Source organism: Chitinophaga sp. Cy-1792 (genome assembly GCF_011752935.1).
In the GTDB taxonomy this organism is placed as follows: domain Bacteria; phylum Bacteroidota; class Bacteroidia; order Chitinophagales; family Chitinophagaceae; genus Chitinophaga.
In genome coordinates this window covers 1348036-1374468 of record NZ_VWWO01000002.1, presented here as the reverse complement: position 1 = coordinate 1374468, position 26433 = coordinate 1348036, and the positions used below count along the sequence as shown (strand labels likewise).

Annotated in this window: 21 protein-coding genes and 1 riboswitch; of the genes, 18 read left to right on the top strand and 3 right to left on the bottom strand. The window is 46.3% G+C overall.

The window, feature by feature from the left end:
* The first annotated feature begins 237 nt into the window (after window positions 1-237).
* From F3J22_RS19770 to F3J22_RS19755, 4 genes are all read left to right on the top strand, one after another.
* Window positions 238-3387, top strand: a complete 3150-nt coding sequence (locus F3J22_RS19770; protein WP_167019667.1) for a TonB-dependent receptor — start codon at window positions 238-240, stop codon at window positions 3385-3387.
* A gap of 245 nt (window positions 3388-3632) precedes the next feature.
* Entirely contained in the window at window positions 3633-4658 is a 1026-nt protein-coding gene (locus tag F3J22_RS19765) for a hypothetical protein (protein WP_205195441.1), read from the top strand.
* Between the two features lie 20 nt (window positions 4659-4678).
* Window positions 4679-6583 (top strand): LodA/GoxA family CTQ-dependent oxidase, encoded by a 1905-nt coding sequence (locus tag F3J22_RS19760; RefSeq protein WP_167019666.1) that lies wholly within the window; start codon window positions 4679-4681, stop codon window positions 6581-6583.
* A 5-nt stretch (window positions 6584-6588) separates the two neighbouring features.
* On the top strand, window positions 6589-7665 hold the full coding sequence (locus F3J22_RS19755) for an NAD(P)/FAD-dependent oxidoreductase (protein ID WP_167019665.1): 1077 nt from the start codon (window positions 6589-6591) through the stop codon (window positions 7663-7665).
* A 12-nt stretch (window positions 7666-7677) separates the two neighbouring features.
* Here the strand turns inward: F3J22_RS19755 and F3J22_RS19750 are convergent, their stop codons facing one another.
* Both F3J22_RS19750 and F3J22_RS19745 read right to left on the bottom strand, forming a co-directional pair.
* Window positions 7678-7977 carry a hypothetical protein gene (locus F3J22_RS19750; protein ID WP_167019664.1) on the bottom strand — a complete coding sequence of 100 codons (300 nt, stop codon included), beginning with the start codon at window positions 7975-7977 and terminating at the stop codon, window positions 7678-7680.
* A gap of 1 nt (window position 7978) precedes the next feature.
* A complete protein-coding gene (locus tag F3J22_RS19745; RefSeq protein WP_167019663.1) occupies window positions 7979-8365 on the bottom strand; it encodes a VOC family protein in 387 nt (128 codons plus the stop codon).
* 143 nt (window positions 8366-8508) lie between these two features.
* Window positions 8509-8716: riboswitch (cobalamin riboswitch) on the top strand.
* Between the two features lie 162 nt (window positions 8717-8878).
* Between F3J22_RS19745 and F3J22_RS19740 the strand changes: the two genes are divergently transcribed.
* The 14 genes from F3J22_RS19740 to F3J22_RS19675 all read left to right on the top strand — a co-directional run bounded on the left by F3J22_RS19740 (window position 8879) and on the right by F3J22_RS19675 (window position 25215).
* Window positions 8879-10897, top strand: coding sequence for a TonB-dependent receptor (locus tag F3J22_RS19740; protein WP_205195439.1), 2019 nt, complete (start codon window positions 8879-8881; stop codon window positions 10895-10897).
* The gene (locus F3J22_RS19735) at window positions 10894-12042 is read left to right on the top strand and encodes a YncE family protein (protein ID WP_167019661.1); all 1149 of its coding nucleotides are present in this window, start codon (window positions 10894-10896) and stop codon (window positions 12040-12042) included. The genes F3J22_RS19740 and F3J22_RS19735 overlap by 4 nt, the downstream gene beginning before the upstream one ends.
* Window positions 12043-12083: 41 nt before the next feature.
* Window positions 12084-13559 (top strand): PKD-like domain-containing protein, encoded by a 1476-nt coding sequence (locus F3J22_RS19730; protein WP_167019660.1) that lies wholly within the window; start codon window positions 12084-12086, stop codon window positions 13557-13559.
* Between the two features lie 48 nt (window positions 13560-13607).
* The gene (locus tag F3J22_RS19725; protein ID WP_167019659.1) at window positions 13608-14531 is read left to right on the top strand and encodes a DUF4465 domain-containing protein; all 924 of its coding nucleotides are present in this window, start codon (window positions 13608-13610) and stop codon (window positions 14529-14531) included.
* A gap of 68 nt (window positions 14532-14599) precedes the next feature.
* A complete protein-coding gene (locus F3J22_RS19720) occupies window positions 14600-16123 on the top strand; it encodes a hypothetical protein (protein WP_167019658.1) in 1524 nt (507 codons plus the stop codon).
* A gap of 78 nt (window positions 16124-16201) precedes the next feature.
* The gene (locus F3J22_RS19715; protein WP_167019657.1) at window positions 16202-17548 is read left to right on the top strand and encodes a DUF5074 domain-containing protein; all 1347 of its coding nucleotides are present in this window, start codon (window positions 16202-16204) and stop codon (window positions 17546-17548) included.
* Between the two features lie 90 nt (window positions 17549-17638).
* A complete protein-coding gene (locus F3J22_RS19710; RefSeq protein ID WP_167019656.1) occupies window positions 17639-18229 on the top strand; it encodes a DUF6580 family putative transport protein in 591 nt (196 codons plus the stop codon).
* A 103-nt stretch (window positions 18230-18332) separates the two neighbouring features.
* A complete protein-coding gene (locus F3J22_RS19705) occupies window positions 18333-18680 on the top strand; it encodes a hypothetical protein (RefSeq protein ID WP_167019655.1) in 348 nt (115 codons plus the stop codon).
* Window positions 18681-18817: 137 nt separating this feature from the next.
* Window positions 18818-19858, top strand: coding sequence for a bifunctional transcriptional activator/DNA repair enzyme AdaA (locus F3J22_RS19700; protein WP_167019654.1), 1041 nt, complete (start codon window positions 18818-18820; stop codon window positions 19856-19858).
* Between the two features lie 35 nt (window positions 19859-19893).
* A complete protein-coding gene (locus F3J22_RS19695) occupies window positions 19894-21327 on the top strand; it encodes an MFS transporter (protein WP_167019653.1) in 1434 nt (477 codons plus the stop codon).
* Window positions 21328-21405: 78 nt separating this feature from the next.
* A complete protein-coding gene (locus F3J22_RS19690; protein WP_167019652.1) occupies window positions 21406-22128 on the top strand; it encodes an SDR family NAD(P)-dependent oxidoreductase in 723 nt (240 codons plus the stop codon).
* Window positions 22129-22281: 153 nt separating this feature from the next.
* Complete coding sequence (locus F3J22_RS19685; RefSeq protein WP_167019651.1) at window positions 22282-23619, top strand: serine hydrolase; 1338 nt, start codon at window positions 22282-22284, stop codon at window positions 23617-23619.
* Window positions 23603-24529 (top strand): TraB/GumN family protein, encoded by a 927-nt coding sequence (locus F3J22_RS19680; protein ID WP_167019650.1) that lies wholly within the window; start codon window positions 23603-23605, stop codon window positions 24527-24529. The genes F3J22_RS19685 and F3J22_RS19680 overlap by 17 nt, the downstream gene beginning before the upstream one ends.
* Window positions 24530-24612: 83 nt before the next feature.
* The gene (locus F3J22_RS19675; RefSeq protein ID WP_167019649.1) at window positions 24613-25215 is read left to right on the top strand and encodes a hypothetical protein; all 603 of its coding nucleotides are present in this window, start codon (window positions 24613-24615) and stop codon (window positions 25213-25215) included.
* Window positions 25216-25281: 66 nt separating this feature from the next.
* Here F3J22_RS19675 and F3J22_RS19670 read toward each other — a convergent pair whose 3' ends face one another.
* Window positions 25282-26229, bottom strand: coding sequence for a lipopolysaccharide assembly protein LapB (locus F3J22_RS19670; RefSeq protein WP_167019648.1), 948 nt, complete (start codon window positions 26227-26229; stop codon window positions 25282-25284).
* Window positions 26230-26433: the final 204 nt, after the last annotated feature.

Here is a 26433-nt window from a genome sequence, read left to right as displayed (position 1 = left end):
TAATTAATAAATTCGTACCTGCTTCACCGTTAGCACAACCCCGGCAGCGACCACCGGCATAAAGACACAAATCACTGCAGCAGCCCGACAACCCGGCCCAAGACCATATCGATTTTCAGCATATACTATCTGCAACGGTTATACGAACAAGAGAGTTAATGTTTTGTTAACGTGGCCGTAATATTCCCGACAAACCGGCCACCTATTTTTGTCACCTTAGTTTAAAACCCTTAGTAAATGAAAAGCCTGATTTGTACTATTTTCCTCGCGTTAGGTTTGCTAACGTCAACCAACATCATCGCACAATCCACGCTTGCTGACCTCAACGGTCAGATCAAAGCAAAGGACGGTACATTGATCCCCGGCGCCTCTGTTACTGTAAGAAACGAATCAACAGGTTTCACCAACAGAACGCAGTCCAACACCAAAGGTTTCTATACCTTTAAACAACTACCACTTGGTGGACCTTACACCATTACTGTATCAGCCATTGGGTTTGGTTCTCAGAAAAAAAAGGACTATACCCTCAACCAGGGGGATGTCCTGCAGGTAAGCTTCGACCTGGAGCCATCCGTTTCCAACCTGGAAGCGGTAACGATTACTTCTACCTCTAACAAGAAAGCGATCGTAAATGCCGGCGCAGCTACCACCATCACGCCAACCGACATGAACAGACTTCCTGTCAACGGCAGAAACTTCGCTAACCTGGCAGCCTTATCCCCACTCACCGGCAACGGTAACAGTATCAGTGGTCAGCTGGGATCAGGGACTAATTATACCATTGATGGTATGACTGCAAAGAACCCTACCTCTGCCGGTCCTACCACCTCCAGAAGTGGCGCCCCTTATTCTATCTCCATTGAAGCGGTTCGTGAATTTAAAGTGGTCACCAACCAGTACGATGTTACATTGGGCAGATCAGGTGGCGGTACCGTAAGCGCTGTTACCAAATCCGGTACCAACACGGTTTCCGGCTCAGTATTCGGCTTCGGCCGCGCCAACTGGTTATCCAGCCCCTATGATATCCGTGGCAACAAAAGAAACAACGACTACTCTACCTATCAGTTCGGTGGCTCTATCGGCGGCCCTATTATCAAAGATAAATTACACTACTTCTTTGCATGGGACCACCAGACAGATAACCGCTCCCTGGTAATCGCTGACGTACAATCTCCATCTGACCAACTGGTATATAATATCACCAGAAGCGTATTGGATACTTTTGTAGATATCGCCAGAACAAAATATGGTGTATCACAACATCCGCAATATGGTTCCTTCGGAAAAACACGTAAGTCCGACGCAGGCTTCCTTCGCTTAGACTGGCAGCTGAACGATAAAAATCTCCTGACCATCAGGGATAACTACACCAACGACATCAACAAACTGGGCCTGATAGACAACAATGCCATCGACCTGTATGAGTCTACCGGCAACGATTTCAACAAGGATAACAGTCTGTTGCTGACACTCCGCTCTACCATCAGTTCAAAGCTGACCAACGAATTAAAGGCACAGCACCTCTACACCTGGCAGGCAAGCCGTCAGAACGATGAGTTACCTGGCGCATTACCCAGAGCAATCGTTGAAAAAGTAACTTCTGTATTATCTAACGGTACCACCAAATCTACCACCATACAGATTGGTGGTCACCGCTTCGGACAGGAAGGCTTTACCAACAATGTATTCCAGCTGACAGACAACCTGTATTACAATACTGAAAAAGTTAACTATACCTTCGGTGTGGACATGATGTACACCCATGCCAAATCACTGTATGGCAGTGAGGTCAACGGCCGCTATGTATACAGGGGCATGGATGCCTTCAAAAACAATACACCGTATGCTTTCTACCGCGAAGTACCTTTGGTGGCTGACCCAAGTGTGATCTCCACTATCTTCAATGGCGGTATTTACGGGCAGTTGCAGACCAGTCTGGGTAAAGGCCTGAACCTTACTGCCGGCTTGCGTTTTGATATGGCTACCTACCCTAAGGCGCCATTCAATCAGGCCTTACACGATGCACTTGGCCTGAACACCAGCAACGGCATCAAATCCTTTGTAACACAGCCAAGGATTCAGCTGACATGGGACGTCAACGAGAAACATACAGACTATCTCAAATTTGGTGCAGGGGTATTCAGCTCTGATATCAATAACTACATGCTGATCAACAACCTGACCTTTGACGGCAGACATTTCGGAACGGTTAACCTGAACTCCAGTTCAGTAAATATCCCTTCTCCCGATTTCTCTGCTTTCAGAAAAGATCTTTCTACCGTACCTACTTTCGCCGCCAACCAGCTGCCACTCATCAACTATACCGGCCCTGATGCCAAAATACCGATCGTTTACAAAGCGAATATCAATTATACCAGGTATATTACCAGCCGACTGAGAATGGGCCTTTCTGCCTACCTCACCTACGGCCGCAACAACTACTTCTACATAGATAAAAATATGGTGGAAAAACCATTCTTTACTATGCCTGCAGAGGCTAACAGAGGTGTATATATTCCTTTGGAAAAGATGAATACCAGCGGTGGTAGTGGTAACTACCTCGATGGCAGGATCAGCAACGCTTTCGGAAGAGTACTGGAACTGACCAGCAAAGGAAAAAACAATACCTATACTTTTGTGTATGATGTCAACTATCGCTATTACAAAGATGGTAACATCACCGCCAGCTATACCTGGAACGATTCCAAAGACAACTCCTCCTACAATGGTAACGTTGCCAACAGTGCTACTTTAGGTTTGCCGGTGGCAGATGATCCACGAGACCTGAGTAAAATGACCTACTCCGATTTACAGTTCCGTCATAAGGTAGTATTGTACGGCACCTCTCCTACTGTGGCAGGATTTGTATTCAGCGTACGTTTCTCCGGTATCGGCGGTACCCGTTACAGCCTGTTGTCTGGTGTAAACAGCAACCAGGATTTCGTAAGCGGCACCAACGACCTGGCCTATGTATTTAATCCGAATGATCCGAATACAGCTGCTGCTGTTAAAACAGGACTGCTCAACCTGCTGAACTCCGGCGCCGGCCGCAGCTTCAAAAAATATATTGAAAAATCCGAAGGCAAGATCGCTGAAAGAAACGGTGGTGTTAATGGTTTCTATGGCACGCTGGATTTAAGACTGCAAAAATCTTTCAAGGTTTCCAGGACCAGCGGTTTTGAGTTTTCTGTTGATGTATTCAACTTCGCCAATATGCTGAATAAGAAATGGGGCGCCAGCCACAACTTCGGTAACACATCCTTGTACAGCGCTTCCGCTTTCAGCAAAGATACCCGCGAATACACCTACGACATCAACACCAGCGGCATTGCCAATCCTGGTGGAGACCCTTACCAGGTGCAGTTAGGCGTGAGATATTTCTTCTGATAAAATTGATAAATAAAAATAAAAATCCTTCTTCACGCGAAGAAGGATTTTTATTTTTATTTAAGCAGATGAATATATTTTGTTAGGAAGATTAACTTTTTTTTGGAAGAAATTTTATTTTCTGTAATATTGATCTATCAGAATAACCAAAGAATTTTATTGCATTTTCATTTAGAGCAAATCCCCCCTCATAGTCGTCGTTTAACAACACAATCATCTACTTAAAACAAAACCTGATTTACGTTATGCACGCATTAAACCCCATGGACAATTCGGGCCGTAAGAAGGCCGTGAATTGCGATGTAGACCCTACCAGCAGTTTAAAGGAAATGTTTATTGACATGATCCAGTTTCCAAGAGCACTGGATGGTCAATGCCCGGTACGGCGTCCTGTATTTTCCAAACAACATGGCATGGTCAAAGCTACTTTCGTAGTAAGCAAAGAAGTGCCGGCACATCGCCGTATTGGCATTTTCAAGTACGACCAGCTGGATGCCTGGGTAAGATTTTCAAGCGATACCAAACAAGGGTTAGGCGATTTTAAAACCACCATCGGCATTGGTATCAAACTATTTGGTGTTGACGGTAAAAAGTTACTGGAGAGCGAATCAGACGCCTTAACGGCCGATTTCATTCTACAGAACCATGATGTCTTTTTTGTAAATACAGCAAAAGACATGTGCGAATTTACCTATGCCGGAGTGGTACTTCGCGACTACGACTCCTACCTGAAAGACCACGAAGAAACAGCAAAAATCCTGGATGCAATGGAAAAGCCGGAAACGAGTGTCGCCACGGCAGTTTATGGCAGCTGCCTGCCGTATGCATTCGGAGCGAATGATTACGTAAAATATAAACTGGTACCCATCAACGTAGGTCCTGGCCCGGCTATCCCAACCAATAACCCTGGTTACCTCAGGGATGAACTGAAACAAAGATTGATCAAAGAAGAGGTACGCATGGGCTTTTACCTGCAATTCAGAACAGATGAGGCTAGCATGCCACTGGATGAAGCAATGGTGCGCTGGCCGGAAAATATTTCCGCCCCTCAGCTCTTTGCAACACTGATCTTACATCAACAGGACATTGACGCCCCCGGCCAGGTAACCTATGGTGAAAATCTCTCTTACAATCCATGGCATACATTGGCAGAACATACACCCATAGGCAGTATCAGTGATGCCAGGAAAGTAGTGTATGAAGAAGGCGCCCGCCTGCGCCGCGACAGAAACGGTATCCCCCTGACAGAACCACACACCGCACGTAAATAAACCTCAATAAAACCAATATTATGGCAGAAAAAGCTGAATACGCCAGAATGGCGATCTATCCCCCGCTAGGTATTGCCAGAGTCGGCAATTCCGATGAATATTTCCTTGCACCAGATGTGCCGGGCATAGAGCCTCCTCACCAAAATGGCTATAAAGACAATCAGGGACGCATCAAAAAGCAGGTACCACGCTTTCGTATATACGCTTTTGATGAAAACAACAACCCTGTAAAGGAAATTACAGCAGACGCCAATACAACTATCGAATGGCGCGTAAACCTGGCAAATAGAAAATCCAGCTGGTATGATTTCGAAAATGCTGCTGATCTCCCCGATGAACAGTCTAAAACTACCGAACATCGGAATATCAAAGAAACCGACAGAAGCAAATTAAACATCTTACCAAAACCCAAAACAATCAAGGGTATCAATCAAAGCGGCGTACTCTTCAATGAAGGGTACTTCTATGATATCAATGTTCCATTGGGAGAAATCAGGACAGATGATAAGGGCCGCCTGCTGGTCATCCCCGCCGATGGCACCTCCGCCTCTGCTTTTAAAGAGCCTCCAACAACCTTCGCCAACAACGTTGGCTGGCATGACGACACCGCTGATGGCACCATTTTCGCATCCGTTACAATCGGCAACGCTACCTACCAGGTTAAGCCTGCCATGGTAGCCGTAACGCCTCCCAACTTCGGCCCAGGCCTGTTTGCGGTAGTAACCATGTACGATGTAGTGGAAGATTTATTCCTGCAAAGCGGTGAAATTCCTAAGCCTGCACAGCTGGAATTCTGGAAACATATTTATCCGATCATCTCCAGAACAGTGCAGACACAATGGGTTAACCACGGGTTCTATATGTTGTTCGGACAAAACTCTCCCAGTGACTACCTCATGGCAGAAAATTTTGCGAAGCTGATGAGTCCTGACCCTATTTACCGCGACTTCCGCACCAAGGTTTTCCAATGGTACAGAGATCCGGAAAATAAGGATTATACACCCGTAAAAATACCACCGTTCTATGGCGATGCTTTCGGTGATTATGAAGATGTGTTTAATGTAGACCTGCCACTGACCAAAACGCAATACGAGCGAATGGCACAGTGGGCACAGGGACATTTTGTTGTAGGGAACAAAGCAGGAACCGATTTCGACAAATTCACACTGGAACAACAGATACAGGCCCTCATCGAAGCCCCGCTGGAAGAATGCCTCGGTGGCCCCTTCCATCCTGGTATTGAAATCACCTGGCCTTTCCGTCAGCGTATCTTCTGGGCAGAGCCTTTCAGGATTAAACTCCTCCCTGAAAATGTAGAACCCAAAGATGATTATGGTAAAGAACTCACACCTGAAGTAGCTGTTGGCCCCAATGGCCCTATCGATGGCAGCGGCCCCGGCTCGCTGACACGCTGGCTGGGCGTTCCATGGCAAACAGATGAAGCCAGCTGCTTATCGGGCTATGATACCACCACCTACCTGATGCTTCCTTCTTTCTGGGCCGCCAGGGTTCCTAACCAGGTACTGTCTGAATCCTCCTTCCAGCGCCTGACAGATAAAAACCTCAATATCAACCAACGCCTCAAGCACTTCGACTACCGCCAGGACTGGCTGCGTGACCTGGGCACACAATACCTGCCAAAGCTGGCAAGGATGGTGGAGAAATGGCACTACCTGGGGATTATAACAGAGGTTAAACTCGAGGCAGATATGGCCAATCCGGCGCTCCCGAATACCTTATGGGTGGAAACCGGGCGCCCTGGCTTTACAACAGAGGACCCTACCTTCGATCAGGTACTCATTGCAGAGCATGCACAGCCGCCATTACTGCAGAAAGCAAGAGCTATCCTGCGTACTGCCGCCGGCGTAGATGCCAGTCAGCTCAGAATACTGCAACGCAAACCATTCAGAAGAGACGAAATGTAAGCAGGATGAATATTCCAGTAATAATTATCGGTGGCGGCCCTGCAGGTGCCGCCACTGCTTTGCAGCTACGCAGCCGGGGTTACGAATGCCTCATTCTGGAGGCCTCGGCAACGCCTGTACGAAAACCCGGCGAAACCATCCCCCCTCAATCCTGGCACCTGTTTAAGAAGTCCGGGCTGGAAACACTACTGCACCACCCCAGTCATCTTACCTGCTATGGCAACAGGTTTATATGGGGAGATGAACACCCGGTAGATAAATCATTTTTTGCCAATACCGTAGCCCGGGGATGGCATCTATGCAGGGATATCTTCGAAGAACAGCTCTCCGCGGAAGTTACCCGCCGTGGCGCGCAATACCTTCCTGGCTGTACCGTGACTGCCGCCAACTTTAATAACGGCCAATGGCATGTCACCTATATAGCTACCAATAAAGCAATACAAACCATTACCTGCAAATTTATCGTAGATGCTACCGGCCGTAAAGCCCGTGTTGCCCGTAAGCTGGGCATACAACGCAACTCATTGGACAGGCTGGCAGGCATCACCACCTGTATCACTTTGCCCGGAAGTATACAGCAGTTCACCTACCTGGAAGCCGTACAGACAGGCTGGTGGTACGCTGCACCCCTAACTGAAAAACAGCTGGTATTAAGCTTCATGACCGACACCGACCTGCTACCTGCTACCTTACGCAGCAGCAAAGACCTGCTGCAAAGCGCTGCCACTACCACTATGATCAGCGAATTGATAACAGGTAACGCTGCCACAGATACGCCTCTTACAATAGCCAGCGCCGCAACCGGCTACCTGCAGCAACGTAGCGGCCACCAATGGCTGGCAGTAGGCGATGCCGCCTATTCCTACGACCCTATCTCTTCCTATGGAATCACCTCCGCGCTGGAAAGCGGCTATTATGCAGGCCATGCCATCGCTGACCACCTGAATGGCGACAACGACGCACTCCGGGCGTATGACTGGGCCATCAGTACCGCCTTCTCTACGTATCTTAAAATGCTTACCGGACAATACCTCCAGGAAAGAAGATGGCAGGATGCGCCATTCTGGAGCAGAAGAAATTAACAATACAAAACACTAAACCTGCAACTCACTTATAGTAGGATCAGGTGGGTAATACATTACCTCGTATTGCCCGCCCACATAAACATCTGCATAAATATCCAATCCCATGTAACCCATGTAAACCTTGCCATCTACCGTAAATTCATAATGGATGGTAGGTGCCCCCTCATTGGATGGCTCAATTTTAACTATAATACCCGTCGTAAAGGCATGGTTTTTCTTTAGTAAATAGGGGTTAATGAACAATGACTTTACAAGAAATATTATCACCAGCATAAGGAGAATCAACCCCGATAAGTATACTACAGCCATTTTATGCCAGATTTTGTTTCCTGTATTTCAGCTGGAATACATTCCCTTCCGGATCAGTACCATCACAAAGCCAGTAATCATAATTATCAAATGTTTTCAGCTCCCGCATAGGAACCCCTTGCTCCAGTAATTGCTTTCGTACCAATTGAATATCTTCATCCAGCTCAAAAACAATTTTTGTATTGCTATCAAACTGATGGCCCGCTGTCATTTTATCGGCGTATGCCGGACCTATTTTGTGTAAACCCACGAAAACTTCACCCGCCTGCAATAACACCCAGATATCATCCTCCTCTACCACTGTAAGACCAAGTACATCCCGGTAAAAGATCTTCAGCCGCTGCGGGTCCTGCACATAAAATATGATGGTATTCAGTTTAAGCTTCATAGCGAACCTATTTTTCCCTCTCCCAAAATACAACTAAAATCCGGTGGTTCACATACTCCCACAAACACCTGCAATAATGCCACCATAACAGTTCACTTTCCGCCATTCCGTTAGCATTTTGTTAAAATTCAAATATTTAATTGTACCTTTGCCCCCGCAATGGTTTTCAGCATAGTACTCTCTATGCCGGAATTAATAGGGAATCAGGTGCAAATCCTGAGCAGACCCGCTACTGTAAGTTCTGTTACAACACTTTGAGTTCTACTTGCCACTGTTTTTATTTTATAAAAACGGGAAGGCCGTTCAAAGTGAGAATAAGTCAGGAAACCTGCCACTGCAGACAGATTCAACACCCTCGAGGATAGGGAATTGAGTAAAGCATACTCTGAATTTTTTCAGCATTATTAGCATTTCATTCCATGGCCGCGACTGGTCATTGTCTGATTCAATTGTCAAACCTTTATGTTCAATGCATTAAAAGCGTTAGGGATAACGTTTTTAACCTTTATTTGTATGCCGCTGTGTGCACAGCATCATTACCGCGACTCCACCCAGGTGGATTCATTACGTGTAAAAGACCTGAAAGGTGTTACTGTACTTACAAACGTTTACAAAGAAGTTATTCCTTCACAAAAACTCACGGGTGAAAATCTCAAGAGTTTAAACAGCTTTTCTGTAGCAGACGCCATCAGGTATTTTGCCGGCGTCCAGGTGAAGGACTATGGCGGCATCGGCGGCCTCAAAACCGTTGATATGCGTAGCATGGGCACCAACCATATGGGCGTCTTCTACGATGGTATACAATTGGGCAACGCCCAGAATGGCCAGGTAGACCTCGGTAAATTCTCTATGGACAATATCGAATCTATCTCTGTCTACAATGGCCAGAAAAGCGAGATATTCCAGCCCGCCAAAGACTATGGCTCATCAGGAACCATCTATCTGCGCAGCCGCAAGCCTGTCTTCGATTCCCTGCAATCCACCCATGTAAAGGCCGTATACAAAACGGGTTCTTTCGATCTGGTAGACCCCTCCATCCTTTTTGAACAGAAACTGACACCGAAAATTAACTATTCCCTCTCCGGTGAATTGATCAACGCCTCCGGCAAATATCCCTTCCGGTACAAAAGAGTATATGCAAAAACAGGCCATACCGCCTGGGATACAACAGCTATAAGGCAAAACGGAGATATCAACGCACACAGAATAGAAAGCGGATTATATGGAAATATCGACCGCGGACAATGGAACGCGAAAGTGTATTACTACGATGCAGAAAAAGGCATTCCCGGTGCAATCGTCAACAACGTATGGAAACGCTCCCAAAGACAATGGGACCGCAACTTCTTCGTGCAGGGCGGGTTTCAGAAGAATGTAACCCAAAGATATGATATACAGGTAAACGGCAAATACGCCAACGACTATATGCGTTACCTCAACCCGGATACCACCCTGATGTATATAGACAACACCTTCCACCAGCAGGAATGGTACGGATCTGTGGCCAATAAATACAGTATCTCCAAAAAAATAGATGTCGATTTATCTACAGATTTCCAGTACAATACCCTCAGCTCCAACCTGGATGGTTTTGTGTTTCCTAAAAGATTTACCTCGCTGATCGCCCTCGCAGGCGCTGCCGACCTTGGCCCCGTGAAAATGCAGGGCAGCGTTTTAGGTACGTTCATCAACGAGCAGGTGACCAGGGGCAATAAATCCCAAAGTGATACTGCAGCCTCAGCTCCCGGAAAAAGCGAAATCACACCGGCATACTTTATCACTTATAAACCTTTTGCCGAAGCTGATTTCAACATAAGGGCATTCTATAAAAATATCTTCCGTATGCCCACCTTCAATGACTTGTATTATACCGATATCGGGAATATCAGTCTGAAGCCGGAATTTACCCACCAATATGATCTGGGATTTGCTTACCGTAGAAATCCAGTAAGCAGGATACTCAACGAATGGAAAATTCAAACGGATGTTTACTATATCAAGGTTACCGATAAAATAGTAGCCGTACCCAAGGGAAATGGTATGTACCGCTGGATGATGATGAATATCGGTACGGTGGAGATAAAGGGGCTCGACCTCATCGCCGACTGGGCATTTACCCTTTCTAAAGAGATCATGCTCAATGTCAGGGCCACTTACACCTATCAGCAGGCACAGGATTTTACCAAAAGAAAAAGTCCGGCACTACAGCAAGAAACCTGGGGAGGTCAGATCCCTTATGTACCCTGGAACAGCGGCTCATTGATCACATGTCTGCAATACAGATCATGGCGGCTCAACTACAGCTTTATTTATGTAGGGGAACGCTACCAGAACTCTGCCAATACAGTAGAGAACTACGAACAGCCATGGTACACCAGTGATATGTCGGCATCAAAAAACTTTCAGTACAAACGCTATCGCTTCAGGATTGCTGCCGAGCTGAATAACGTTTTAAGCCAGGATTATGAGGTAGTCTCGAATTACCCGATGCCTAAACGAAATTATAAACTCATCTTATCCGTTGAACTATGAGAAAGTATTCCTTATTCTTTATCGTACTGCTATCACTTTTCGCCTCCTGCCGGAAAGATATAGCCGTGTTCATCAATGAGGATACAACGGTGGATTCATCTTCCAAAGATAACGCCGCAGGATTTTATTTGCTGAATGAAGGGAATATGGGTAGTAATAAAAGTACCCTGGATTTTTTTGATTATGCTACGGGCAAGTACCAACGAAATATATATGCCGCCATCAACCCCACGGTACCAAAGGAACTGGGAGATGTAGGCAATGATATCGCCATCTATGGCAACAGGCTGTATGCGGTGATCAATGCATCTAACAAGGTAGAAGTAATGGATGCACGCACCGCCAAAAGGATTGGCCAGATAGACATCCCCAACTGCCGTTATATCAAGTTTGATAAAGGGTATGCCTATATCACCTCCTATGCCGGCCCTATTCAAATCAACCCCAACTACACACAGAAAGGATATGTGGCAAAAGTAGATACGGCTACGCTAACCGTTGTAGACAGATGTATTGTTGGCTTCCAGCCCGATTGCCTGGAAATAGTAGATGGAAAAATATATGTGGCCAACTCCGGCGGATACATGGGTGCAGGTAACACGAGTAACTATGAAAGAACGGTTTCTGTAATAGATATGGGCACCTTTACAGAAGATAAACGTATCGACGTAGCCTATAACCTCCATCATATCCTCGCAGATAAGCGCGGCGATCTGTGGGTGACATCCAGAGGTGATTACAAAACACTGCCATCCCGGCTTTTCTTTATCAGCAAGGCACAGCAGCAAGTGACAGATACCATTCCGATTGCTGTCAGCAACTATTACCTCGACGGCGACTCACTTTATGTATACAGCACCGAATGGAGTTACATCACCTATTCCAATGTCATTACCTATGCCATCGTTAATACACGTACCCATCAGGTGGTGAGCCACGCCTTCATTACAGATGGCACTGACAAGGAGATTGAAATCCCCTATGGCATTATGGTGAATCCGATAACCAAAGATATTTATGTAACCGACGCGGGTAACTATGTTTCCCCAGGTATTCTATACTGTTTCACGAAAGAAGGAAAAAAGAAATGGAGTGTTCGCACGGGTGATATCCCTGCCCACTTCGCGCTATTACCAAAATCATAATCATCTACCTGATACAAATATTACAAATTGAAATCAACTATATGAAAAGGACCTTATTGCTGAACACACTGGCAGCAGTTATTTTTTTCGTTACTGCCTGCACGAAAGAACAATACAACACCCCTGCGATTTCCGGTGTGGGTACAGATACCATCGTACTGAATATCGGTGATAAATTTGTTCTGGCACCCAACATTACCAACGTGAAAGGCAATGATTATGCCTGGTTGGTAAATGGTAAACAAATGGCTTCCGGACAGGTCAATTACACTTTTGAGGCTACCGCATCCGGCAATTTCGATATTACGTTTAAAGCAAATAATAAAGGTGGTACAGACCAGCAGACATTTAAAATTTTTGTAGAGAAAGTAATTAGCTTGTCGATAGATAAACAGCTGGCGGTTCCCATGGGAAAAGTGCTGGATATTTCGCCAACCGTTACCGGCCCGGACAGGTCTGATTATACCTATGAGTGGTCTATCAATGACTCTGTCATAGGCAAACAACGTAACCTGAGCTTTATTTCTGCCACAGCCGGTAGTTTCGAACTGAAACTCCGTGCAACTGCAGGCAAGCAAACAGCTACGACTACACGTACCATTGCTGTAGCTGCTGCACAGTATAACCAAAACGCCTATACGGTACTGGAATATGCTCCTTCACCGGCTAAAAACTTTAACTGGTCTATCATCGGCACGGCTTCAAACTGGAAGTTCGGCGATGAATACCAGCTGGGATATAATGCCTTCCTTGCCAAAGCAAGTGACATGAGAAAGGCGAATACTGCGCCAGGCTTAGTGTTAGGATCATGGGGCGGTTATGCCATCTTCCAGTTCGATCATACCGTTGCCAATGCACACGGCATCCCTGACCTGGAAGTAACTGCCACCTACTCCAAACTGGACTTACCGGCTGTTTACGTTGCCTATGACCGTAACAAAAACGGAAAGCCTGACGAAGATGAGTGGTATGAAATCAAAAATGCTGACTTCGGCCTGGAAGATATGCCTGATTACCAGATGACATTTACCTACGACAGCACCACAACAGATGCCAAAAGAATATACAGCTACCTCAGCTGGAAAGATAACCAGGCTACGCCTGTTGGTGGCCAGATAATTACCAACAAAACCTTCAGTAGTTCTGTCAATGCTGACGGAAATATTTCTACCAGAGGGTTCTTTCCCGGCCTTGCTGTCACCGACTTCAGCACTAAAGCAACAGCGATGCTCGACGGATGGAAAACTTCGTTTATCCGTAAAGGTAAACGCATTACCAGGAACGTAACCGGTGGAAATCCATTCCAGCAAACACTCAATATCGATATAGATCTCGCCGTAGATAAAAACGGAGAAAGCGTACAGCTGCCGGGTATCGACTTCGTGAAAGTACAGAGAGTGATTTATCCTTTTGAACAGGATTATATCAATGCAGGCGGCGCCATGGTCGACTCCAATATGGACGAAGGACGCATGTTGCAAGTGGGTTCGATATTAGACAAACACCTCAAAAATTAAAGAAAGCCGGGCTACCCGATTTAATATCAAACCCAAAATTTTCAACAAATGAAAAGAACCCGATTTAGTAAAACCCTGTCAGCTGCAATCCTTTGTTTTGTAGTATTTGTAGCAGCTTCCTGTTCCAAGCAGAATGATTTGTCACCGGTGCCAGCCCAATCGGTGGAAACCAGTGCTGCCGGAGCAAAATCCTTATTGTCGACCACTTATACCATCACCTTCGAAGGACTTAGTCGCAGCTATATGGCTGACACGACCTCCTATGGTGATAATGCATATGCTACCTGGGGAGGCACGCAGATTGCGCCCTATACCCATTCACCTAGTAATCTGAAATTTGCCATCAAAGGTGCCGGCGGCGCTACGCCTGTAAATTACTGGGATGGCGGCTTTGTTGTTTCCGACTGGAACTACCAGGCCAACATACCAGGCAAAACCGGCGACTGGTGGTATTCCTATCTCAATCAGTGCAGCGTTTACAGCGGTACCAGTGGCTCCAAAAACGGCGGCTATGGTGGCAGCAGCAATTTCGCTGTAATGTTTGGATATGTAGACTTCTACAATAATACCTATGCTACCCGCCCTACCATGAACTTCACCAGTGGAAGCGGACAGGTAAACGGCATGTACGTTTGCCTTTCTTCGTACACATATGGTGTGATTCTGAACGGTAATACTTTTTCAAAACCTTTGAAAAATGTTGCCAGCGGAGCAGGTTACCTGAAATTACTGGCCTATGGCTTTAATGGCAGTACCCCTACCAATAACGGCGACCCGGTTGAAATATACCTGGCAAGGTACAGTGGTGGTGTTGCTGTTGAAGGTCCGGTTACTACATGGAAATACTTCGACATCTCAGACTTAGGCACCGTTACACGCGTTGAATTCAACTTTGAAGGCAACGACAGTGGTTCCTATGGCTTAAATACGCCAGCCTATGTTTGTATGGACAACGTCTCCGTGACATTGTAATACGGTAAGTTAAATGAATGCCCGGCTTTCTTAACCAGGGATTTACTAATGACAATCAATCTGACAAAATGAATAATAAATTAAAATCGCTCATTTACTCAGCCTGCATTTTATTTTTAATTGGCAGTTGCAAGAAAGAGGATGCAGAAATTCCGGACGCACCACCTGTAATAGCAGGACTGGATTCGGCATATTATGTGGTGATAAAAAATGACCTGTTATTGAAGCCTACCATCGACAACAAAGTAGATTCCCTGGTATGGCTCGTCAATGGCCAGCGTGCAGCTAACGGCCTCTCCTTTAACTTTCAGGCGCCTGCCGATCCAGGCATTTACAACCTGATCGTAATGGCATTTAACCGCGGTAACATCATCCAGAAAGTGGTAACCATTACCACCGGAAGATACCTCAACTGGGAGATCAGCACCAATTCAATTTTAACGCTGGAAGCCTCCCAGAAATTCGCCGGCAAAACCGACCTGAAATGGGAAGTGTTATCCGGCCCTTCCACACTTTACAGGCTGACAGACAGCAGCACCACTACCGCACAGTTCAGTACGGTCGACAGAGGCACCTATCAGCTGAGGGTTTCCTCCGGTACCCTGGTGGATACCATGCTGATCACAGCGAAACAGGCAACAAATCCGCAATCTCCATATACAGCAAAGGTATTCGACTTCCTCCCTGCCCCTGGCCAGTTTGTAAATGACCTGCCTAAATATGTGGCAGGTGATACCTACGAAACCATGGTAACAAAAGCAGGTAAAGAACTGATCGGAGAAGATGCCAACCTGATCACCTTAGGCGGCTGGGGCGGTTACGTGGTGCTTGGATTTGACCATACCATCGTCAACGTTGCCGGCAGACGCGATTTCAGAATTTACGGCAACGCCTTTGGCGCCAACAGCAACCCACGCCCGGATGCACCTTTCGGCGGCAGCTGCGAGCCAGGCATTATCATGGTAGCCTACGACAAAAATAAAAACGGGAAACCTGACGACGATGAATGGTACGAGATTAAAGGCAGTGGCAACTTCGGCGCTGAAAACGAGCCATGGTACAGCAATGCCGTGGCCGCCAAACTGGACACCAGGACATTCCGTAGCTACGAAATGACCTACTACCGCCCTACAACAGAAACACCCGGCGAAGTTACAGACGGCTATACCACCATCAGCAATTATATCCGCTGGACAGATAACCAGGGACAGCAAGGTTATAAGATCAAAAATACTTACCATAACCAGAGCTACTATCCTGCATGGGTGAAAGACGACAAACTAACGTTCAAGGGTATACGCCTGGCCAACAATGGTATCGATGAAAGCGGCGCAGGCAGCTACTTTGTATTGTATGCATACCGCTATGGCTATGTAGACAATTACCCGAACGCTCATGACAACTCAGGAATTGATATCGACTGGGCCATCGATAAAAATGGTAAAAAAGTAAATCTCCCGGGTATCGACTTCGTAAAAATATATAGCGGCGTAAACCAGGAAAACGGCTGGCTGGGCGAAAACTCAACAGAAGTAGGCCGCGGCGAAGACCTGCATATGCTGGGAAATAATATTGCAACGATTACACAATAAGTATTTATTGGAGTTATTTAACTCCTTCTTATATCACCAACTATTCATCTAGAGACAAACAAGCAGTAACAAAAAAGTATGAAAAAAAGCGTATTAGCAGTGGGGGCAGTCATTGCCATCGGAGCCGTATCCTGCTCTAAGAAAGACTCAACATTACCTACACCTGGTGCAGCGGAAATTGTAAATCTGCAGGCACAGACCAGCGTAGCACAGGAAGACACCCTGACATTCAAGGCAAAAGCGGATGCAGGCAGCACCTTTGCATGGTCTGTAGATGGAAAAGATGCAGCAGTAACCGATTCTATCTTCAAATTTGTTTCAACCAGCCTGGGCGATCATACCATCGGCCTGACAGCCGTTAAAAATGGTCAGCAGGTGACTTCACAGTCTACCATCACCGTATACGGAAAATACAAATTCGGTACATTCGTCTTGAACGAAGGTAACATGACCACCGAAAACGGATCCCTGGTATTCATCAGCCCTAAAGGTGTGGTAACTGATAGCGCTTACTTCAGAGTGAATAGCAGCGATCTGGGCAACGTAGCACAAGACCTGTTCATCCTGCGTAATAAAATCTATATCATTTCACAGAATGGCAAGAAGAACGCAGTGGGTACCGGGTTTACCAACGACGGCCTGCTCGTAGTTGCCAATGCGGAAACACTGAAAAAAGAAGCGGCCTACAATGATGAGCTGTCTACCCTCAGCTGGCCTACCCACGTGGCAGCCCTGGACGAAGAGAATATCATCATCCGCGACAACAATGGTTTATACAGATTTAATTCTACCACGAAAGTGCTGACCTTTATCAAAGGTTCCAAATCTGCATCAAAAATGACCATGGCTGTATCCAACAACAAAATCTTTGCTGCCGCCGGCACTAAAGTTTATGTAGTGGAAGCAAATAAAGATACCCTGAGCTATGGCCTGGACATGAAGGCTTCCGTTAGTGGTGTAGTGAAAGCCAGCGACGGCAATATCTATGTTTCTACCACCGGTTCTCCATCTAAAATTTCTAAAATCAACTACAGGGATTACTCACTGATTAAGGCAAATGAAATCAGTACAGGTAGCCTGAGCGCTGGTTTCGGTGCTACCCCTGGTATCACTGCAAAAGGCGACACCCTGTATTTCAGCGGCGCCGGCACTAAAATCTACCGCCATATTTTCAGCTTAAATACCACCGAATTTATGGTAGATGCTAAAACAATGGTAGAAAATGCCAACATCGTTTACAACAACATCGCAGTGCATCCAATCACCGGCGAAGTATACCTGAATACCATCAAGGCGTATGGCTGGGACTTCCTGATCAACAACACCAGTGTATTCAACTTTAGCGGCAAAGCAGCTTTAAGCGCTAACTACAAGAATTATACGCATTTCCCTGCAGGTACGTTCTTCACCTGGTCATTCAATTAATGAAACAGGCCTAAGCATAAACAAAGGAGGTTACCGGAACATTGCGGTAACCTCCTTTGTTATTTTTTTATCAAAACAGCAACGCTGGTTATGAATACTAAAACACTGACACTGAATTTCTTCACCGTAACAGTATCTATCCTGCTCGCGGCGGTATCCAGGCTCCTGCCCCATCCACCCAACTTTGCACCTATGCTGGCCATAGGTATTTTCGGCGGTGCGCTATTTGCAAAGAAAATATGGGCCTTTATCATTCCTATTGCTTCTATCTGGATCAGTGATCTCCTGATCAACAACATTGTATACGCCGCCTATTTCGATCATTTTGTATGGTTTTATGATGGCTTCTACTGGCAATATGCCGTATATGCCATCGTGCCACTGCTCTCTGCCCTGTTGTTTGGTAAAACGATCAAAGTATCCAGAATAGCGCTGATGGGCATAGGCGCAGGAATACTGTTCTTCCTGGTATCCAATTTCGGCGTATGGGCCGGTACCAATATGTACCCACATACGTCAAATGGCTTGCTGACCTGCTATATCATGGGATTGCCATTCCTGAAAGGCACGATCCTTAGCAACCTGTTTTACAGCGGTATTCTATTTGGCGCCTATTATGTTGTAGAGAGAACCACCATATTATCTGCTCCGGGAGCGGGTTATACCTGGAAATGGATTTAGCATCCGGCATTCTTTAAGGAGATAGAAAGACATTAGCCCCCACGTACAGCGTGGGGTTTTTCTTTTAATACAAAGAGGCAGCATAAACAGTATATTCGTGTAAATGACAAACGAAGAACGACTGGAAAAAATCCGATTACTGCTGTTAACGCAACACCCGGCAATAGCATCGAAGTTCTTCCCCTTAAATAGTTCATCCTGCTACCATTGGTTTGAACTGGAAAGGGGGCAGTTTATGGAGGTATTTACTATCAGGGCAAACAATCCGGCGCTGGACCCGGTAGTGGCTAACAGCATCCGGGCAACTATCCGATCGCTTGAAGCAACGCAGGAGCCCGTCCTCCTGTCAGACTCCATTGATAATGGAGTGGAAAACATAATTATCTACTCCAACCCATTGGCTACTACCCTGTTTGGTTGCTTGGTTTTTACTACCGGGAACGACTTATAATATTGAATTTTTAGTATATATAAATACCCACTACTCATTCATTATTTTTGGCGCACAAAAAAAATACCTGTCAATTTTCCGGTTGTCTGTTGGGCATGGTACCGATACTTTTGTGGAAGAAATTTAAATGATCGATAATGGAACTGAGTTTTGACCGAATGTACCAGGCTGCTGTTGAAAAGGATGAAACCTTTGAAGGCGTGTTTTTTACTGCCGTAAAAACAACAGGGATCTTCTGCCGGCCTTCCTGCCGCGCCCGGAAACCCAAACCGGAAAACGTGGAATTCTACCACACAGCAAAAGAATGTATCCTCAAAGGTTATAGACCCTGTAAAGTTTGCCAGCCACTGGAAATGCTTAACCAGACACCGGAAGAGATCCGGCTGCTACTGCAGGATATTGCTGCTGACCCGGGCAAAAAATACAAAGACGCAGACCTGATAAAAAGAGGCATTGAGCCACACCATATCCGCCGTTGGTTCATGAAAAACCACGGCATCACCTTTCATGCTTACCAACGTATGTTACGGATCAACGCTGCCTTTAAGAAGATCCAGCAGGGCGATTCCGTCACAGAAGCGGCTTATGATGCAGGATTTGAATCGCTCAGTGGTTTCGGTGATTCCTTTAAAAACATATTCGGCGTATCTCCCAAAAAAAGCAAAACCCAAAGAGTAATAGATCTCAAAAGACTGGAAACGCCTTTAGGTACAATGTATGCCTGCGCCGTAGCGGAAGGAATCTGCCTGCTCGAATTTACAGACAGGAAAATGCTGGAAACGGAATTCAAATATCTTGCTAAAACACTTAATGCCACCATTGTTCAGGGCGATAACCCCCACTTTGCCAGGTTAGAATCGGAACTGGCAAGCTATTTCGAAGGTTCACGCAAAACCTTTACTGTACCATTGTTTACACCGGGGTCTGCATTTCAGCAGTCGGTATGGCAGGCATTGCAGCAGGTGCCCTACGGCATTACCCAGTCCTACAAAGGCCTTGCCTCTGATATGAAGAGGCCGGAATCTATCCGTGCAGTGGCCAATGCCAACGGTATGAACAAGATTTCCATTCTCATCCCATGCCACCGTATTATTGGCACCGACGGATCGCTCACCGGCTATGGCGGTGGCATCTGGCGCAAAAGCTGGCTGCTGGAATTCGAAAAGGCAAACAGCTGATTACTTTCTCTCCCCTAACCCACTATAATAATTTTATGACACCCACTACCTCTACCATCAACAAATGGTATGCACTGCTTATTGTCCTGACCGCACCACTACTTTATGTCATCGACATCTTTATCATCAACATTGCCATACCTGCCATTCAATCAGGTTTACATGCCTCTGATGGCGAAATTCAGCTGGTCATTGCTGCTTATCTGCTGGGAAGTGCCTGTTTTCTGATCACAGGCGCCAGAGCAGGTGATTATCTTGGTAAAAAGAAAGTTTTTTTCTGGGGTATGTGCTGGTTTACACTTACCTCCTGCCTTTGTGGAGTATGTCAGACGCCCGCACAGCTGAATATTGCACGCTTTTTACAGGGTGTAAGTTCCGCTTTTATGGTCACGCAGTCCATTTCCCTGATACAGGTTCTATTCCCGGATGCCGGAGAAAGGGCCAAAGCCATCGGGTGGTACGGCATCACCTTAAGTATTGCTGCCATCATCGGGCAAATGCTGGGAGGTTATCTGGCGGAAACAGCTTTCCTCATTGCAGGCTGGCGGCTGATATTCTTCATCAACCTGCCGGTAGGAATAGCCGCTATGTGGGCCATTCACCGGTATCTGCATGAAACAGAAAAGACAACACAGGTACAATTTGACTATTCCGGCGCACTGTTGCTGACGGCATCATTAGGATGTCTGATATATGCCATTACCGAAGGCAGAGAACAGCATTGGCCATGGTGGAGCCTGGGGCTGCCGGTTCTATCAATTGCACTGATGGCTGTCTTTATCTTCCTGCAAAAGAAAAAAATGAGGACCGGCCGTCAACCACTGATCAACCTCCGGCTATTCAAACAGCCCGCGTTCAATATAGGCCTGCTGGCAGTATTGTTTCACTTCATGCTACATACCGCCTATTTACTGATGATGGCGGTATTCCTGCAAAAAGGCCTGGGGCTTTCAGCGCTGGCGTGTGGCGCCTGTTTTATTCCACATGCACTGCTATTTATGTTATCTTCTGTGATGGCTTCCCGCCTGCTGGTAACCTACGGCAGGCGTGTCCTGCAAATGGGGCTGCTCATCATCCTGTTGGCTTTTCTGCTGCATATATTTGTGGGCACTGACCCGCAGCATCCTTACCTGACGGTATTATTCATCTCCCTGTATGGCCTGGGAAATGGATTGGTACTGCCGTTTCTGTTAAATATTGTGTTAGATAATGTGCCGGTGGAAGATGCCGGTGCGGCTTCCGGTATTTTCTCTACTTTTCAGCAAACTGCTTCCGGACTGGGTATCAGTATCATTGGCGGGATCTTCTTTGCAGTAGTGGAATCCAGACCTGTGCCGCAGACATATGCCCTCGCCCTGCGTTACGGCCTCAGTGCAGGTATTGGTTGTCTGCTCATGGTGGCGCTCATGCTGGCATATCTGCCTGCTAAAGCAACAACTAATAAGGAAACCCTGATGAACCATGCATAGTTGTTTTTCAATTTAATAATGCAGCAGGCATTGGTGCCTCCGTTCTATTCCCTATTTTTACTATCCATAACTGACTCTATGCCCAAAACTGTTCTGGTACTCGGTGCCAATTCCGATGTAGCGAAAGAAGCCATCCTCCTTTACCTGGATAAAGGCTACCAGGTGATAGCCGCCTCCCGCAGCACTACTGACATAGCCGCATTTATGGCGGCAAGAAATGCGCCCACCGGCCAGCTCTCTATCTGCTACTTCGATGCCACTGCATTTGAGGAACATGAAAAGTTTTATGCATCATTGCCGGCAAAACCACATATCGTCGTGTATGCTGCCGGCTTCCAGGTCACCAACGACGAAGCGCTGATCAGCTGGGCAGGCAGTTACCGCATGATGCAGGTCCACTATGCCGGCGCTGTTTCCATTATCAATATCATCATCAGTGACCGCGAAAACACGCGCCTGGAACGGATCATCGGACTTTCTTCCCTCTCCGGTGTGAGAGGAAGAAAGAGCAATTTCGTGTATGGCAGTACTAAAGCAGCGTTTACCCAATACCTGGCCGGATTGCGCCAATACCTGTTTGCCAGAAAGGTGATCGTAAATGTCATCGTAGCGGGTTATATACGTAGTAAGATGACCGCCGGGCTAGACCTGCCGGAATCGCTGCTGATGGAGCCCGCCTTCATCGCCAGCGCCATCGTAAACGCCGGCACTGGCTTCACCATCGTACCTGGTATCAAATGGAAATTCATCCACCAGGTATTAAAATATATGCCTGAGAAATTAGCTGCCAGATTACCGTAGGGCCGTCACAGTTATATCAGCCTGACAAACAATTGTTTCGGATGCAAACGATCTTCCCTGCCCCTTTTTTATGTTTTATTTAACGCCGGCGGAAACAATTGTACACTAACTTCAGCAGGGTAAATGATTGCCTATATTATCTAACGCCCTGTTATGAAAAAAGCTATACTCTTTTTAGTTGTTTCATTGATCGTAAATTCGTTGAAGGCGCAGACAGATAGTGAAAAGCTGGATGAAGTGATGCAGGCCGCCACCAACGCACACCTCTTCAATGGTGTGGCCCTGATTGCACGCCACGACAGCATCCTGCTGTTTAAAGGCTACGGCTGGAGAAATTACGAACAACAAATACCACACGATACCAATTCCGTCTTCCAGATAGGATCTACCACCAAACCTTTTACCGCAACGGTTATCCTCTGGCTACGGGAACAACACCTGCTCGACCTCTCGGATAAACTCAGTAAATATTTCCCCTCCTACCGGTACGGCAATCAGATCACCATCAAAAATCTGCTGACCCATACATCAGGTATCTACAACTTCACTGACCAGCATTATCTCGCCAATCTCGCAGACAAACCTTTCCACCAGCGGGATTTCTGGAAAATAGTGGCCGATAAACCGCTGGAGTTTCTACCAGATACCCGGTTCAGCTATAGCAACTCCAACTACATGATACTGGGCTATATTATCGAACAGGTATCAGGAAAATCCTATGAGCAGATGGTACGTGAGGTCATCTTTGAAAAAGCTGGCATGACGCATTCCGGATTCGATTACAGGCATTTATCCAGTCTGTATAAATCTGCAGGATATGATACCCTGGACCTGAAAGCACCGCAAAGAGCCCGCCTGAGCGACTCCAGCGCTACCTATGCTGCCGGAGCAATGTATACCACCGCAGCCGACCTGTATCGCTTCAGCCAGGCCATGTACAATAATAAAATTATCAGTCAGGCCTCACAGGAAGAAGCATTTACACCCTATAAAGGTAATTATGGCTATGGATGGTATATCGAATTTGCACCCGGATTAAAATTTATGGCACATAACGGTGGTATCTGGGGCTTCCAGTCGCATTTTAAAAGAATCCCGCAGGACCACGTTTCCATTATTCTGCTGCGCAATGAAATGCTGGGATTTGAAGATTATGCCATCAGTCTGCACAGGATCCTGTATCATGATCCCAACTACTATATACCACGCCCTTCCGTGGCACTCACAACAGATAGCATGCTGCCCTACATCGGGGAGTACCAGCTGAAAGATAAGCCTGCCTTTAAAGCAAATGTAGCCGTGAGAGACGGAAATCTGTACCTTACCTGGACCAACCTTGCACCAGAAAAAATGTACGCAGAGAAGACAGATCAATTCTTTTTCAAATCCTATAATTGTCAGATAGCCTATACAAGAGACCCACAGGGTAAGATCACAGGTTTTGTGGCCCATAATCCGGGACAGGATTTCCCTTATGAAAAGATTAGATAGTATGCCGCAGCGGTGGCCGATATCCGCTCGTTTTATTGGTATGAAAATACTGGTGATATTAATGATTAACACCAACCCTATTGCTGCACAACAGCCAACACCTACCTTATTGTGGCAGGTGACCGGAAAAAACATCCGGGACACCAGTTACCTGTTTGGTACCTTTCATGAAATAAGTCCTTCTTTCTTTATAAAATATCCAAAGGCTATGCAACTGCTGCAACACGCAGATAAAGTAGTGCTGGAAACAAAGCTCTCCGGAAATCAGCTGGCTGATAATACACCCGTATCACAGTATGATCGGAAAAAATGGGAGCAATTGCTAAAACCCGCACAGCTAGCCATTTTCCAGCAATTCACAGCCAGGGCAGAAGATTCCAGCTATTACAGCATGACGCCCGTTTACGCGGCATTGACGCTCAATCGTTCCTATATTAAAAGTTATTGTGAAACTGATCCCGATAGCTTCAATATGCGAATGGATGACTTCATTGAGCAAGAGGGCCAGAAAAATAATAAACCAATCATCGGACTGGAAGAAAATCAGACCAGCATACTGAATGACATTTCAACAACTACGAGTGACTCAAAATTATATGCTGATCTGGTAATAACACTGATGGAGCAAATGCTGGCAGATGCTACAGCGTCACCTGTCTGCACCCTGGTCCGGCAATACCGCCAGCTGGAACTTGACTACCAGTTAGAGCAGCCGGCTCCTCCGCTAAATGCAGATTTGTTGCATGACAGGAATATGAGCTGGTTAAAGCAGTTACCCTCGCTATTTGCCCGGGGGCGTTGCTTTATAGCCGTTGGCATACGGCATTTATGCTATAACGAGGGACTTATCTGCGCTTTACGTAAGCAGGGTTATACAGTTACACCTGTTATAGCAAAAAATAATTTATAAAGAAACGGCCCTGGCATAACGTATATGGTACATGGCGAAAATGGCATTTTAAAAATGTACTTTTGCCAAAATTGACTATCCCTATGAGTACCGGAATTGATATAAAATTTGTACAGGAACGTTATGCAAAGATGTCTGATACAGAACTGGCACACCTGGTCACCACCAATGCCGACGGGCTCACACCTGAAGCCCTGGCAGTCGCAAAAGAGGAAATAAAGAAACGCGGCATGAGTTCCCGGTTGCTGGATGCACTCGATGCACAACAACAAACCTATTCAATTGAAGAAATAGATCAGTATTGCAACCTGATCAATCACCTTAACTGCCCGGTTTGTGGTAGCAGCACCCATACACTCAATGCCACGCTGACAGCAGAAGTAATGAGCTTTATCATTCTTACACAATATAAAAGGAAGGTCCATGTAGGCTGCCCGTCTTGTCTGGACACCCTGAACAATAATGCATTGACAAAAACGATAACCCTTGGCTGGTGGGGTGTTCCATGGGGAATTTTCAGGTCTTTCAGCGCAATCCGCACGAATATTAAAAGTAAGAAAAGCAATCACCTTGATACGCCGAACCATTACCTGCGGCACTTTACCCTGGCCAATATAGGGCTGATAGAAGCACACCGGAATGATCCCAGGCGCCTACAACAGGTTATTGCCAATGTAATGCAGTAAGCCGTATAAACGAAAAGACCTGCGGAATCTGCAGGTCTTTTCATTTATACAGTAGGTAATAATCCCCTATGCCATCACCTCTTCCAGCCAGGCACGCTCCTTTTTCATCTGCTCTTTCATACCCATCTGCTCAATGATGCTATGGCAGTTCCTGGCAGCCTCTTTACACCATGGCATTTCCTGTACCAGGCAAAACAGTTTGGTAAATCCACGCAGGGTTTCCTGCTTGCGGATCAGCCAGTAGCCATATTGAGAACGGAAGTACGGGCTGTAATAAAACTCTTCGTTGGCCCAGTCCCAGATAGTATCCGGAATCTCCTGGCCATTGCTCAACCACGCAAACGCATATACGGGCGAGTTGATGAAGTCGCCATCAAACCCAAGCAGGTCCTGAACGGACAGCGACATCTCCTTATCTTTCGGAATTTTCCCGTTCAATATTTCATTATACAATGCGTGTGCCTCCGCATGTTTACCTGTAACATGCAGCACATCTGCATAAATACGCCTGCTTCTGATACTGGTGCTATCCAGTGCCATGGCCTTATCACAATGACGAAGTGCGTCTTCGTACTGCATCAGGATAAAATATGTTTTTGCCATCGCACTATGAAAATCAGGATTTTGCTCCTGTTCTTCGTCCATAAATTTTGTGCTCATTTCCAGCGCCTTCTGCGGGTACCTGTCGTCGTTGAAGCGCTCCATGATCTGCCATAGCTGCAGCGTTTGCCCCAGTTGGTTATCCAGTAACGAATAGATAATTCCACGCCGGTCTGCCAGTGATTTTACTGCCTTCCAGGCATTATACTGCTCCGGGTATAGTGCTGCCCACGTGGTAGGCTCGTTTGTTTCAGGATGTAATAACAGCGCTTCTACTGCTGCACCGGGTTTGGAAATATATCGCGGAATAGTACGAAATACCTCGGCTGCAAACAGTGCCTCCTGATTATTGCTGCCTGCTGGTGGCTCGCTTGCAGCCGTATTTTTCTTCTTGAAGAAATCGAATAGACCCATAGGAATAGTTTGATAAATAAGCGTTGGCGATAATAAATTCGGTCATCTAATATAAAGAAAATCAATATATGCTTACTAACGCCAACGCCTATACATTTATCATGGAAAGTTCAGGGTTTATCCGGCAGATACACCACCATCAACCGCCAGCGCTGCACCAGTAATCATAGCAGCATTCCCGGAAAACCCTGATATATTTTATCT